Below are 14,378 nucleotides of genomic sequence, written 5' to 3' on the forward strand. Positions count from 1 at the left end.
CCGAAACTATAAGCGAAAAAAATTACTGCGTGTAATACGCCGGAAATTCTCTCAGAATAGAATAAAAATCCCGCCATTCAAAATATCTCGGACTTACACTATTTACATTTTCAAATTCTTTATCTTTGAATAATTTTTTCGTTCGTGTCACATGAAAGTATTGCGAAACAACAATAAAACTTTTAAAATGATATTTCTTTTGAATTTTCAAAGTATTTTCAACGGTTAATCTTGTATTATCTCCTTTGTTATCAACGATAATTACAGAATCGGGAATATTTTTACCGATGAGATATTCTTTCATTTTCGAACCTTCATAAAATCCTTCTTTACCCAAACCGCCACTTACAATTATTCTTTTTATGCGATGATTTTGATACAATGCAACTCCGGTTTCGAGACGTTTTTCAAGTCTTTCAGATAATGTTCCGTCTTTATTTACTTTATTTCCAAGAATTACTGCAGCATCTGCCTGAGCTTCTTTATCAGATAAACCATCATAAATAATATACACAGAGTGAAATATAAACCATGTGAAAATGGCAATGAAAATGGTTTTTAAAACTTTAATAATCAGCTTCATTCGCTTTAATTCTGAGTTTTATTGTCTTTTAATTTCTGAATATCATTTTTTACCCAATCTAGCTGTACATCTATTTTATCAATAATATCTTGCATATTTTGGGTAATCTCAATATCAGGAACAACACCTTTTTGAGTATTTCCAAATGTAATGTTGGGTTGAACTAAAAGTACCCCGATTGGTAAATCTATTTTAGAGTTGGGGAGCTTTTGATAAGAATAAAATCCGGCAACTGTACCGTCATTGGCACCACCTGTTTCTTCGCCAACTAAAGTGACACGCTTATCAAACTTTAATTTAGATGAAATAATAGATGATGCCGAAAAACTTCCGCCATTAATCAAAACATACACTTTCCCTTTGAAAGCGTTTTCTTTGGGTTTTGTTGGTTTATTTTCCTTCATTTTATAATACGCAATTCCATCTTTTCCTTTGTAAACGTTGAGAGCCTGATACAAGAAATATCCTGGATAAGCCAAACTTTTATATGTATATTCCAATGGATTTGATTTTCTGAAATAATTGGTTTTCAAAGGAGTCACTCTCGAAACAAGCTGGGAAGGTTTAATCAAAACAAAAGGTTCCGGAGCGAGGTAAGAATACAATTGATTGATTTCGTAAAGTGAGCCGCCGTAATTTTCACGAATATCAATGATGAGATAATCAGATTCTGCATTTTTGATTTTCTCAAAAGATTCCTTATAAAACTTATTTGAAAACGTTCTTGAGAAACTTTTTATTTTCATGTACGCAATCGTACTGTCTTTATCTAAAAATTTAAAATTTCTGTTATAAGAACTTGTTGCAGCCACATAATCATTCAGCTTTTTCTCAGGAGTTCGTTTTTTATCGGCTTTATCTTTTTCAATTTCGGTTTTGTTTTTTGATTCTCTTTTTAATGTTAAAATCTGTCTTTCGTCATTGTAAAGTGTTTCGATTTTAGCACTGTCCATAATTCCTTTTTCGGCAACAAAAAAATTAAAGAAAACATCTTTCAGGTAGTACGGATAAAAAGTGGAGTTATACCCGTCACTGCTTATCAATTGACGGTATTTTTTAAGATAATCAGAAATAGGAACACCATTAATACTTAAAAGTTCAGTTCCGGGTTTAATGTTTTGAATGGAGTCTTTGTTTTCAATAAAATACAAATGGTCGTCTTCTACATGATATTCAAATCTTCCGAAAAGTCCTTTTTTGTTTTTTAAAGCTTTAATTTCCTTTTTTGAAAACCTTTTTGCAGGAATTCTCAACGACAAATGTCCCTCACGGATTTGGGCGATGACAGGCTGTAATTTAAAATAAAACTGAGTGGAAGTAAAAGGTTTATTGATAGTGGTTTTTAAACTGTCAAATTTAAAATCAAGCTCTTTTTTTGAAATATACCAATTCAAATTGGGGTGCATTTCCTGAAGTTTTCGGTAAGCAAAATCTACATCTTCACGAAGTTTTTCTGGTGAGATCATGCTTAATCTTTGTTCGTTGTACTTTTTCACGGTAGTACATGAAAAAAGACAGAGTATAAATAAGATTGTTAAAAAATATTTCAAGGCATAGATTTTTTTGATAGACGAATTTAAAAACTTTTAAATATAATTTAGGTTTATTACATGAAATTTCTTTTTACCGCAAAAGAATCAAAAGATTTTGTTAAGTTGAAGTTATTCAAAAGTTTGCAAAACTAATATAACTATAAGTTTTCTATATTTTGTAAGCTTTTGAACTTCTATTTTCAAGATTATTCTTTTGCTTCTTTTGTGGTAAAATAATTTTTTCTTACCAAAAATTAAAATAAAAAGGTAAAATCCATTTTCAAGCGTCATTGATGAAAGAGTAGTAAACTTAGAGAAAGTTTTTTACATTTGAATTTCAAATTTTCACAATGATTTATTTCATCATATTGGCTGCGGTTATCGCAATTGTAACGTATTTAGTAATGTCTCAGGAAGTTTTTGGTGCAGAACCGAAAGGAGAACGCCTCGAAAGAATGCTGAGATCTAAGAATTATAAAAACAAGCAGTTCCAGAACCAAAGCTTTACACCGTCATTTGCAGAAGGATATAGTATGCCGAAAGTGATGTACAATTTTTTCTTTTCTAAAAAAGATCCCTTGCTTAAACCTTTGCAGACGATACCTGCAGTCCATACCGATTTAAAAAATCTTCCGAAAAATGAAGATTTTTTTATTTGGATGGGGCATTCATCGTACTACATACAGATTGATGGTGTTTCTTTTCTAATTGATCCTGTTTTAAGTACTTATGGTTCGCCCTTTAAATTTTTCAATAAAGCTTTTGAAGGGGCAGATTTGTTTAAGCCTGAAGATATTCCGAATATTGATTATCTGGTGATTACCCATGATCATTATGACCACTTGGATTATCCGACGGTAAAAGCAATCCGTGATAAAGTTGGGAAGGTCATTATGCCTTTAGGCGTGGGTGCACATTTTGAAAGATGGGGATATTCTCAGGATCAATTGATAGAAGAGGATTGGGGAACAACTATAGAATTAAAAAATAATTTTAAAATTACTTTTACTCCGGCAAGACATTTTTCAGGAAGAAAACTCCATAGAAATAATACGTTGTGGACTTCTTACGTTCTTGAAACCCCAACAAAAAAACTGTTTTTAGGCGGAGACAGTGGTTTTGACACTCATTTTAAAATGATTGGTGAAAAGCATGGTCCATTTGATTATGCCATTATGGAAAACGGACAATACAACCCGGCTTGGAAATACATTCACGCTTTGCCGGAAGATGTTATTCAGGCGAGTATTGATATTCAGGCGAAGAATATTATTCCGGTGCATTCGGGGAAATTTGCTTTGGCTTTGCATCCCTGGAATGAGCCTTTACAGAAAGTAACAACCCTTGGAAAAGAGAAAAATTTACATATTCTCACCCCGAAAATCGGTGAGGTTTTAGATTTGAATAAGAGTGATGTTCAGTTTTCCGCATGGTGGCAGGATTAATTTACTCATGCCAGATTCCTTTATAGCGTTTTGGGTGGTTTTCTAATTGCTGTCTTACAAAATCGCATTCCGGATCGATCATCAGATCTTTTTCTTCGGCATAGCTTACCAATTTGTCTAAAAGAAGTTTGGCGTAACCATGACCTTCAAGGTCTTCATCGATTTTCGTATAATACACATTCAGCAGTCTGCCGTCGACCGAGATAGACATATAACCAACCTTTTTGTCGTCAATCAATAACTGTAGTTCGTCCTGATAAGGAGTGATTTCAAATTTTATATTTTCCATAATTTTTGATGTTTATTGGTGAAACTCTTCCTTAAAATTACAAATTAAATTTTTATGAGAAGACTGTTTTCAAATTCTTATCGTTATTTATACTTATTTAAAATTAAAAAAAAATACGGAATATTTTCTCTTGAAGATTTAGTAATTTTAAAAGAATAGCTCGAATATTTATCAAATATTTTAAGAATTGAGTGATAGGTAATTGTTTTAACAAAATTTATGAGCTTTGTTTTTGATTTGGCATTTTTATTGACCATCTATTTAAATATATTTAAATCGATTACAATGAAAAAAATATTCATCACAGCATTTCTCATCGGAACTTTTAGTTTGGGATATGCGCAGTCAGATTATTATAATGATTACAGAAGAAGCGTAACTGATGTAAACTGGCAGACCGTGATTACAGATTTACTGCTTTCTACAACGCAAGCCAACGAAATAAATTCTCTCAACAGAAGATATGATGACTACGATGGCTGGAACAGAGTTTATGCAAACAATCCTGACCGATGGTCGACAGACCGATACTCTGAATTGGAAAGGATTATGGGCAGAGATAAATATGCGAAATTTAAAACTAAATATTACAAAGGTAAAAATCCTGTAGCGGTCTATAACCGTAATAAAAATAATGATAAGAGATATAAGCACATGGATAAAAAAGCTAAATCTTACAAATCAAACAATGGTAAAGCACATAAAAACAAGTAAAATAGGTATCAGCATAAATATTTTCAAAAGTGAATGGCTGTGCGTAAGTTCAGTCATTTTTTATGTGTTAAGTTTTCATTTACCCTTGCGGGATCAAAACGAATCATAAAATGTTTTTCAAAAATAAAAAGTAAAAATATGCTATGTTTGCTTATGTTCTGAACGAATATAAGCAAATTTCATTTTAATTTTGACTAAATCCAGTGGTGAGTTTTTATCATTCTTGTCTATATAAAATCAAAAAGCCCCTTTAAAAAAGGAGCTTTCAATTTATATTAAATCTGAGAATTAAATTCCGTCAATAATTTCATTTAAAACAGTACTTGGTCTCATAGCCTCATACGTTTTGTAAGTATCAGTCTTAAAGTAACCGTCAATATTTTGAGGCTTACCTTGAGCACCAATCAATTCAGAGTTAATTACTTCTTCGCTTTCCTGCAATGCTTCTGCAACCGGAGCAAATTGATTTGCCAATTCAGCATCAGCAGTTTGGTTTGCTAAAGCTTCAGCCCAATACATTGCCAAATAGAAGTGAGAGCCTCTGTTATCGATTTGTCCAACCTTTCTAGCAGGAGATTTATCAGTAGCTAAGAATTTAGCATTTGCATCATCCAATGCATCTGCTAGAACCTGAGCTTTTGTATTATTTTGAGTTTGTGCTAAATGCTCTAAAGAAGCCTGTAAAGCCAGGAATTCACCTAAAGAATCCCATCTTAGATAACCTTCTTCGATGAACTGTTCAACGTGTTTCGGAGCAGAACCTCCAGCTCCTGTTTCGAACAAACCACCACCGTTCATCAATGGAACGATAGAAAGCATTTTTGCAGAAGTTCCAAGTTCTAAGATTGGGAAAAGATCCGTTAAATAATCTCTCAGAACGTTTCCTGAAACAGAAATGGTGTCTTTTCCTTCTCTCGCTCTTTTTAAAGTCTCGGTCATTGCGTCTTTTACATCAAGAATTTTGATGTCTAATCCATTCGTATCGTGATCAGCTAAATATTTTTCAACTTTTTTGATCATTTCTCTGTCGTGAGCTCTTCCTTTATCTAACCAGAAAATAGCAGGCGTATCTGAAAGTCTTGCTCTGTTTACTGCTAATTTTACCCAGTCCTGAATCGGAGCATCTTTCGTCTGACACATTCTGAAAATATCTCCGGTTTCAACTTTTTGAGAAAGAAGAACGTTTCCGTTTTCACCCTGAACTTCAACTGTTCCGTCACCTGTAGCCTGGAAAGTTTTGTCGTGAGATCCGTATTCTTCAGCTTTCTGAGCCATCAAACCAACGTTTGGAACTGAACCCATTGTTGTAGGATCCAATTTTCCGTGCGCTTTCATATCATCGATTACAGACTGGTAGAAACCTGCATAAGAACGGTCCGGAATGATACAAACCGTATCCTCTTCCTTACCTTCTTTGTTCCACATTTTACCGCCGCCTCTTACCAAAGCAGCCATCGAAGCATCAACGATAATGTCTGAAGGTACGTGGAAATTCGTAATTCCTTTGTCAGAATTTACCATTGCCACTCTTGGTCCGTTTGCCAAAGCAGCTTCAATATCAGCTTTAATCTCACTTTCCTGAGCATTTCCTTTAATTTTATCAAAAAGATCAGCCAAACCGTTGTTTGGATTAACATCTAAAGAATCAAAAGTTTCAGCATATTTAGCGAAAACATCTTTAAAGAAAGTCTCAACAATCGCACCGAATACGATTGGATCAGAGATTTTCATCATCGTAGCTTTCAGGTGAGCGGAAAGTAATACATTTTTATCTTTAGCTTCTTGGATCGCTTCTTTAACAAAAGATTTTAAAGAATTTAAATTCATTACAGAAGAATCGATTACTTCCCCAGCCTGAAGACCCGCGAAATCTTTTAGTAAAGTTTCTGCACCGTCATTTCCTTTGAAAACGATCTTATATTTTGTAGCATTCTCAAGAGTGGTTGAGGTTTCAGTTCCGTAGAAATCTCCGCTGTTCATGTGAGCCACGTCAGTTTTACTGTCTGATGCCCAGTCACCCATTCTATGAGGGTTTGCTTTTGCGTAGTTTTTAACAGCCTTTGGAGCACGTCTGTCAGAATTTCCTTCTCTTAACACTGGGTTTACAGCACTTCCCAAAACTTTTGCATACTTAGCTTTGATTGCTTTTTCCTCGTCATTTTTCGGTTCTGCCGGATAGTTTGGAACTGCAAAACCTTTAGATTGTAATTCAGCGATTGCAGCATCCAATTGTGGTGCAGAAGCAGAAATGTTTGGTAATTTTATAATGTTTGCGTCAGGCTGAGTTGCCAATTCACCCAATTGAGCTAAAGCGTCATTGATTTTCTGATCATCTTTCAAAAATTCAGGGAAGTTGGCTAAAATTCTTCCTGCCAAAGAAATATCCGGAACGGCGATTTCAATGTTTGCTGGTTTTGTAAACGCTTTTACAATCGGTAAAAACGAGTGTGTTGCCAACATTGGAGCCTCATCTGTAAGTGTGTAATAGATTTTTGATTTTTCTGACATTATACTGTTATTTATTATTTAAAGTTTTAGTTTCACAAATTTAGTTAAATTTTAATTTTTTACACTTTAATAATCAATGAGATTTTCTACTTTAAGAATTATTTAACCTTTATTTCAAACAAAATCGGCCGAAATTTAAATAAATTTGATAAAATTTTAAATATATAAACTATGTCTACAATTACATTTAAAGGAAACCCCATCCATACGGTTGGAAATCTTCCGGAAGTTGGAAATGATGCTCAGGAATTTACGATGGTATCTTCAGATTTGTCTGAAAAAAATCTTGCAGATTATACAGGTAAAAGAGTTGTTTTAAATATTTTCCCAAGTATCGATACAGGAATTTGTGCGGCTTCAGCAAGAAAATTCAATGAAGAGGCTTCTACTCTTGATAACACTGTTGTGATTAATGTTTCCAGAGATTTGCCTTTTGCATTGTCAAGATTTTGTGCAGCAGAAGGTTTGAATAATGTGGAAACGCTATCGGATTTCAGAGGAAACTTCGGGGAAGACTATGGGGTTACGCTTTCAGATTCTCCTTTAAAAGGACTTTTAAGCAGAGCTGTTGTTGTTTTGGATGAAAAAGCTAAAGTAATCTATACAGAGCAGGTTCCGGAAATCGGACAAGAGCCTAATTACGAAGCTGCTATTGCATCTTTGAAATAAATAAAAATATTTCTCCTTAATTTGAATCATTCTGTTGTTTAACAGAATGATTTTTTTATTTTTGTGCATGAACGTAATAATCTCTCATTGAAAAATAAATTTACCTCTTTTGCGATTGTCTGTTTTTTCTTCTGTGGGAATAATGGGTTTAAAGCGCAGGATTCTAGAGAAATTTTGGATCTTAAAAATAAGTTGCTTTCCGCAAAAAGTGACAGAGAAAAAGCTAAATTCTACGATGATCTTGGGAATAAATATGCAGATAGTAAGATTATTGACAGTGCGTTAGCATATTCAAAATTAGGTTTGCCTATTTACGAGAAATTAAATAACACCGAACAAATAGGTAGGTCTAATATTTTTATTGGTGGATTATTACTACAAAAAATGGATTTTGTGAACAGCGAAAGATATCTTGTGGAAGGAGAACGATATCTTAATAAGACTGAAAATTATGACAAAAGAGCCTGGGCTTACTATCTATTAGCTACGATAAATTCGGTTAATAAAAAAAATAAAGTTGCAAATGATTATTGTAACCAGATCTTAAGTCTTTATCATCAGAAGAAAATTAAAGACAAGAAAGTAGTTCTAACAGCATATCAACGATTATTTCAAAATAATTTTCTTCAAGAAAACCCGGTAGAAGGATACAAATCTTTAAATACATATATTGAGTTTACCCAAAATAATTTTCCAGAATATCTTTATGATGCCTATTTATTTGCAGGAACATTTTATCTTTCAAATAAAGATTTTAAAAAATCACTAAATTACTATCAGAAATCACTTGAAGTTGCAAAGAAAAATAAGAATGAGCAGCAAGTTGCGAATTCCAAAATGTTTATAGGCAATATTTACTCTGAAACGAAGCAGTACGAAAAAGCAAAACCTTTTTTAAATGATGCTAAAGATTACTTTGAAGAGCATCAATTAAACAATGACTTAAAGATGCTTTATTACTATTTTTCAGATATATATTACAATCAAAAAGATTACAATAATGCTCAGTTTTATATTAACAAAACTTTGAGACTGAGCAATGAGCAAGATCCAATGTATCGATACTTTACACATCAAAAAGGTTTGATAGATTTGAAAGCGATCATGCACGATGAAAAAGATTTTAAGAAAGAAAGAAAAACACAGGAACTTCAAAGACTGACAAATGAACAATCAAAAAACTTAGACTATTTTTTGAGTTTGAAAACTATAGTACCTTCTGAAATTTTTATTCAAAATTACAAGATTCTTCAAGAAGCTTACGAACAATTGGGAGATTATGAAAAATCTCTTTTCTATCTTAAAAAAGCGAATGATGAGAATGAGAAAACTTATGGTTTAGACAAAATGAGAAATCTGGCCGAAACGCAATCAAAAAGTGAAATAGCCAGTGAAAGATTAAAAGTAAAACTAGAAGAAGAAAACAAACGCATTCAACTCCAAAAAGAAATCGAATTAAAAGCACTTCGTTTTGAATATGAAAAAAAACAGGCAGTTGCAAAAACAGAGGAAGAAAGAAAAAGATTGGCGCTTGAAGAAGATTTAAAAAGAAAAGAAATCCAGATTAAATTTGAAGAAGAGCAAAAAGCGGTTGCCTTAAAGTATAATCAGGAAAAAAATATTGCCAGACTCAATCAGGAGAAAAAAGATGCCATCGCAAAAGCTGATTTGGAAAGTTCGAAAACTGAAAAAAATATGTGGGCAGTCGGAGCCGGATTATCACTTCTCTTATTAGGCTTTGCAGGGTTTTCTTATAATCAGAAACGGAAAGACAACAAAAAAATCGCTGAAGAAAAACAGAAATCTGATGATTTATTACTGAATATTCTACCTTTCGAGGTTGCGGAAGAATTAAAAGAAAAAGGAAAAACCAGCGCAAAGCATTTTGATATGGTTTCTGTTTTGTTTACAGATTTTGTCAACTTTACAGCAAATTCCGAACGGATTGGCGTACAGGAAGTTCTCAACGAGCTGAATATCTGTTTCACAGAATTCGACAGAATCATGGAAAAATACAATTTAGAAAAGATAAAAACCATCGGCGATGCATATTTAGCAGTAAGCGGACTGCCGGTTTCTAATGATCAACACGCAAAAAATGCAGTGAATGCAAGTCTGGAAATTCTTTCTTACATTCAACAAAGAAAAATAGACAATCCTAATGCTTTGGATATCAGAATTGGAATTCACTCAGGACCGGTAATTGCCGGAATTGTCGGCGTGAAAAAATTCGCTTACGATATTTGGGGCGACACTGTGAATACAGCGGCAAGAATGGAACAAAACAGTGTTTTGGGGAAATTAAATGTTTCCGAAGCAACCTATCAGTTAATAAAAGAAGATTTTACTTTTGAATATCGAGGTAAAATAGAAACCAAAGGTAAAGGTGCATTGGAAATGTATTTTGTAAATTCTTAAAATCTAAAATTTTTGAAAAGACTATATTTTTGTTTTTATGATATTTCAGGAATTTTGTTTTACCACAAAATTCTCTTGAAAACGCGTAACAATGATATGTCTTTTTAATATCTTGCAATACATATTCTCAATTGATGCTATTATCTCAATGAAATACATAAAAAATATTTATTTATTATTTTTAATTCTGTTCTCACTGCTTTTTCAGGCTCAAATAAAGACTGAAAATTCATGCAATGCTACAATAAATGATAAATTCTTTAGGGAAAATCAATACATCCGACTTGATAAGCCTTGGAAATTTAAAATCGGAGATGATAAAATCTGGGCAAATAAAAATTCGGATGATTCGAAATGGGAAAATTCGATTACTGATGAGTTTGTGAATTCAAAACTTCAAAAGAAAAATCCTCAAGATGTTGTTTGGCTAAGAACAATAATCTGCATAGATTCTACTGCGGAACATCAACCTCTGGCTTTGGAATTTAGTAGTGGTGCTGCGATGGATATTTATTGGGATGGAAAGTTGATCAAAAGATACGGGAAATTTGCAAAAGAAGGAGAAGAACCCGAATATGTAAATCCTATTCTTCCGCTTATTCTAAATGGAGGCGCTGCGGGTACTCATTTACTCGCGGTCAGATACGAAAATACTGAGCCTTTCGCTGACCAGGCAATAAAGGGATTTCAAATTTCGATTTCAAATCCCAATTCGACTGTAGCAGTAATGATGAGGCAAATTCTTATGAGAGGGGTACTTATTCAGGGTATTGCTTTTATCTTTTTAACGTTGTTCCTGATTCATTTTCTATCTTTTTTATTTTACAGGAAAGATCGTTCAAATCTGCTGTTTTCCTTATTTAATCTTGGGATGTCTGTTTTTTTGCTGGCATGGTTTTATTCTTTTGAAACAGAAGATGTTAAGACAAATGTACAACTTGGTTACATCAGTTCTTTCGCAGGTTTGTTTGCAGCAGTCTTTCTAAGTGTGATGCTTAATAGCCTTTTCGGTAAAATAGGATTAAGATTTAAAATTTTAGCAAGCTTATCGATAATTCTATGTTTTTTAATCATGTTTCCTTATATGGAATTCGATTTTGAAAAACCGTTATTCATTTTCATTATTATTTCTGTCTGTCTAGAAGCTTTATATCTTGTTATCCGGGCAATTATTAAAAAAATACCTGGGTCAATAATAATTGGGGTTGGTTTGCTTTTTTTCTTTATCATTCTCATTGGGACAGTATTATATTTAATTTATTCAGGTGGTAACTTAGAGGTTAATCCGGGAAATAGCTTTAGCGAAATGTCTGTTTTCATCATTTTTATCATTTTTATATTCAGTCTTCCATTTACGCTTTCGGCTTTCCTTGCGTGGCGCTCTGCCAATGATAATAAAAACCTTAATTTACAGATTGAGCAGGTAAAAAGCCTGTCTTATGAAAAACAACAGATTCTTCAAAATCAAAATGATCTGCTTGAAAATCAGGTCAACGAAAGAACCAGTGAGCTGCAGAAAGAAAAACAGAAAACAGAAAATCTTTTACTGAATATTCTTCCTCATGAAGTTGCTGAAGAATTAAAGGAAAAAGGAAGTTCGGAAGCAAAATATTACGATGAGGTTAGTGTAATATTTACCGATTTCGTTAATTTTACTCAAAGTTCAGAAAGATTGGGTGCAGAGAAAATGTTAACCGAACTGAACGAATGTTTCACCGAATTCGACAGAATTATGGAGAAATACAATTTAGAAAAGATAAAAACCATTGGAGATGCCTATTTAGCAGTAAGTGGTTTGCCAATTGCTAACGAAGCACATGCTAAAAATGCAGTTGATGCAGGGTTGGAAATTCTTTCCTATATTCAACAAAGGAAAAAAGATACTCCCAATGCTTTGGATATAAGGATTGGAATTCACTCAGGATCGGTAATTGCGGGAATTGTCGGGGTGAAAAAATTCGCATATGATATTTGGGGCGACACCGTAAATACGGCGGCAAGAATGGAGCAGAACGGCAGTTTGGGACGATTGAATATTTCCGAGGCAACGTATTATCTAGTAGAAAATGATTTTAGTTTTGAGCATAGAGGAAAAATTGAAACCAAAGGAAAAGGGGCGATGGAGATGTATTTTGTAAATCAAATTTAATTTTAATAATTGTGAAAAAAAATCTACTCTTTACATTTTTATTTTTTGCCTTTATTGCATTACAAAATTTATGTTTTGCACAAAATTCTTTTGAGAAACCCAGAATTTTTACTGAAAAAGATATAGAATCTGGTGCAGCCATTGAAGAAAGTAAATTTATTGCAGGCGATAATCAGGCTTTTGCATTGCCAAAATTTGATGATTCTGCATGGGAAAGTACGGACATCAGTTCAAAAAAATCATACAAAAAAGATCAGGTCTATTGGATTCGTTACTATTTTAAAATAGATTCCGCATCTGTTAACAAATCTTTGTGTTTTGATATAAAACAGATTGGAGCTTCAGAAATTTATCTTAATGGTAAAAAAATCGAAACAGTCGGAAAAATCGGAAAAGGAGCTTCAAGAGAATTTAAAATAAAAAATGAACTTCCCGAACTTTTTTCATTAAATAATACAGAAGTCAACGTTTTAGCCATTCGTTTTTTACCCGTTGTGGGAGGAAAGAAAATGATCATCAATTACAGTCCTATAGCATTAGATGTAGAGTTGGCTTCAGCCAAAGAGTTTTTGGATGAAAAAGTGGAAATGACCGAAGGATTCAATTTCATAACGATGCTCATTTGTGGGGTTTTTTCTGCTTTAGGTTTCATTCATCTCCTCTTATTTTTGTTTTACAGAAAAGCGGTTTACAATCTGTATTTCTCAATATACAATCTCTCGATAGGTTTGTTGAGCTATATGATTCTTTTGTTTTATGAAATGGATGATCCGGCAAGTATAGATTTGTATGGTTTCTTTACATTCCTTTCAATAGTAGCTTTCGGGGCATCACTTACTGGTTTTGTCAATACTTTATTTGGAAGAAGTAAGATCAGATTAAAAGTTTTGCTGGTTATCGCAGCTTTACTTCTTATTGTCTTTTATTTCAGTGCGGCAGCGGCAATAAGTACTGTTTTTTTCTATCTGTTTTTCGTCTGGTTTGAATCTCTGTATCTCATTATCAGAGCAATGATCAGAAGAGAAAAATCTGCCTATATTGTTGGTGGAGGAATTCTTACATTCTTTGCAATTATTATTCTTACCATCATCTTTAATATTTTAGAATCATTAAATATTGCAACTCCTCAAATGCTTTCAAGTGATGAATTTGGATTGTCTCTGCTTGTTTTGGTTATTGTAAGTTTTCCAATTTCAATTTCTGCTTATCTTGGATGGCAGTTTGCATCAACCAATTTAAGTTTGGTAAAACAGTTGGACGAGGTCAATCGACTTTCTGATGTAAATTTAAAACAGGAACAGGAAAAACAGCAAATTCTTCAGAACCAAAACGATTTACTTGAAAATCAAGTCAATGAACGTACACAAGAACTTCAAAAAGAAAAGCAAAAAACAGAAAACTTATTATTAAATATTCTTCCACATGAAGTGGCCGAAGAATTAAAGGAAAACGGAAGTTCGGAAGCCAAATATTATGACGAAGTCACCGTTTTGTTTACTGATTTTGTTAATTTTACCCAAAGTTCAGAGAAGCTGGGTGCCGAAAAAATGTTGGTTGAACTCAACGACTGTTTTACGGCATTTGATATGATCATGGAAAAGCATGGTTTAGAAAAAATTAAAACCATTGGTGATGCCTATTTAGCGGTTTGCGGATTGCCGCTCAAAAATGAATGTCATGCTTACCAGACGGTTTTGGTAGCTTTGGATATCATTGATTTTATTGAAGAAAGGAAAAAGACAAATCCTAATACTTTGGATATCAGAATCGGAATCAATTCAGGTTCCCTGATTGCGGGAATTGTCGGGGTGAAAAAATTCGCTTACGATATTTGGGGCGACACCGTAAACACTGCCGCAAGAATGGAGCAGAACAGTGAAAAAGGAAAAATAAATATCTCTGAAACAACCTATCAGTTGGTAAAAGATAAAGTTCATTGCGAGTACAGAGGAAAAATCCACACCAAAGGAAAAGGCGATATGGATATGTATTTTGCTCTTGAAACTAAAAAGGATTAACCACAAAAGTTTTGTTGCCTTTGCTGAGTGAAACGCCTTTGCGAATTTAAATT

At 33.3% G+C, this 14,378-nt stretch carries 10 protein-coding genes; 6 read left to right on the plus strand and 4 right to left on the minus strand.

Going from position 1 to position 14,378, the window contains the following annotated elements:
* Positions 1 to 22: 22 nt before the first annotated feature.
* Entirely contained in the window at positions 23 to 583 is a 561-nt protein-coding gene (locus OEA66_RS16680; protein ID WP_267282447.1) for a YdcF family protein, read from the minus strand.
* Positions 584 to 588: 5 nt separating this feature from the next.
* On the minus strand, positions 589 to 2,049 hold the full coding sequence (locus tag OEA66_RS16685; RefSeq protein WP_267282448.1) for a S41 family peptidase: 1,461 nt from the start codon (positions 2,047 to 2,049) through the stop codon (positions 589 to 591).
* Positions 2,050 to 2,465: 416 nt separating this feature from the next.
* Here OEA66_RS16685 and OEA66_RS16690 point away from each other — a divergent pair, with 416 nt between their 5' ends.
* Entirely contained in the window at positions 2,466 to 3,560 is a 1,095-nt protein-coding gene (locus OEA66_RS16690) for an MBL fold metallo-hydrolase (protein WP_267282449.1), read from the plus strand.
* 1 nt (position 3,561) lies between these two features.
* Here OEA66_RS16690 and OEA66_RS16695 read toward each other — a convergent pair whose 3' ends face one another.
* The gene (locus tag OEA66_RS16695; protein WP_267282450.1) at positions 3,562 to 3,849 is read right to left on the minus strand and encodes a GNAT family N-acetyltransferase; all 288 of its coding nucleotides are present in this window, start codon (positions 3,847 to 3,849) and stop codon (positions 3,562 to 3,564) included.
* Between the two features lie 285 nt (positions 3,850 to 4,134).
* On the opposite strand from OEA66_RS16695, the gene OEA66_RS16700 reads away from it, so the two are divergent.
* Positions 4,135 to 4,563, plus strand: a complete 429-nt coding sequence (locus OEA66_RS16700) for a hypothetical protein (RefSeq protein WP_267282451.1) — start codon at positions 4,135 to 4,137, stop codon at positions 4,561 to 4,563.
* A 288-nt stretch (positions 4,564 to 4,851) separates the two neighbouring features.
* On the opposite strand, the gene OEA66_RS16705 is transcribed toward OEA66_RS16700, so the two are convergent.
* The gene (locus tag OEA66_RS16705) at positions 4,852 to 7,071 is read right to left on the minus strand and encodes an NADP-dependent isocitrate dehydrogenase (protein WP_267282452.1); all 2,220 of its coding nucleotides are present in this window, start codon (positions 7,069 to 7,071) and stop codon (positions 4,852 to 4,854) included.
* Between the two features lie 171 nt (positions 7,072 to 7,242).
* Between OEA66_RS16705 and tpx the strand changes: the two genes are divergently transcribed.
* The 4 genes from tpx to OEA66_RS16725 all read left to right on the plus strand — a co-directional run bounded on the left by tpx (position 7,243) and on the right by OEA66_RS16725 (position 14,325).
* The gene (gene tpx / locus OEA66_RS16710; RefSeq protein WP_267282453.1) at positions 7,243 to 7,740 is read left to right on the plus strand and encodes a thiol peroxidase; all 498 of its coding nucleotides are present in this window, start codon (positions 7,243 to 7,245) and stop codon (positions 7,738 to 7,740) included.
* Positions 7,741 to 7,827: 87 nt separating this feature from the next.
* Complete coding sequence (locus OEA66_RS16715) at positions 7,828 to 10,158, plus strand: adenylate/guanylate cyclase domain-containing protein (RefSeq protein WP_267282454.1); 2,331 nt, start codon at positions 7,828 to 7,830, stop codon at positions 10,156 to 10,158.
* A 148-nt stretch (positions 10,159 to 10,306) separates the two neighbouring features.
* Positions 10,307 to 12,307 carry an adenylate/guanylate cyclase domain-containing protein gene (locus OEA66_RS16720; protein WP_267282455.1) on the plus strand — a complete coding sequence of 667 codons (2,001 nt, stop codon included), beginning with the start codon at positions 10,307 to 10,309 and terminating at the stop codon, positions 12,305 to 12,307.
* Between the two features lie 11 nt (positions 12,308 to 12,318).
* Positions 12,319 to 14,325 carry an adenylate/guanylate cyclase domain-containing protein gene (locus tag OEA66_RS16725; protein ID WP_267282456.1) on the plus strand — a complete coding sequence of 669 codons (2,007 nt, stop codon included), beginning with the start codon at positions 12,319 to 12,321 and terminating at the stop codon, positions 14,323 to 14,325.
* The last annotated feature ends 53 nt before the right edge of the window (positions 14,326 to 14,378 follow it).

It is taken from the genome of Chryseobacterium luquanense (genome assembly GCF_026460945.1).
GTDB lineage: Bacteria > Bacteroidota > Bacteroidia > Flavobacteriales > Weeksellaceae > Chryseobacterium > Chryseobacterium luquanense.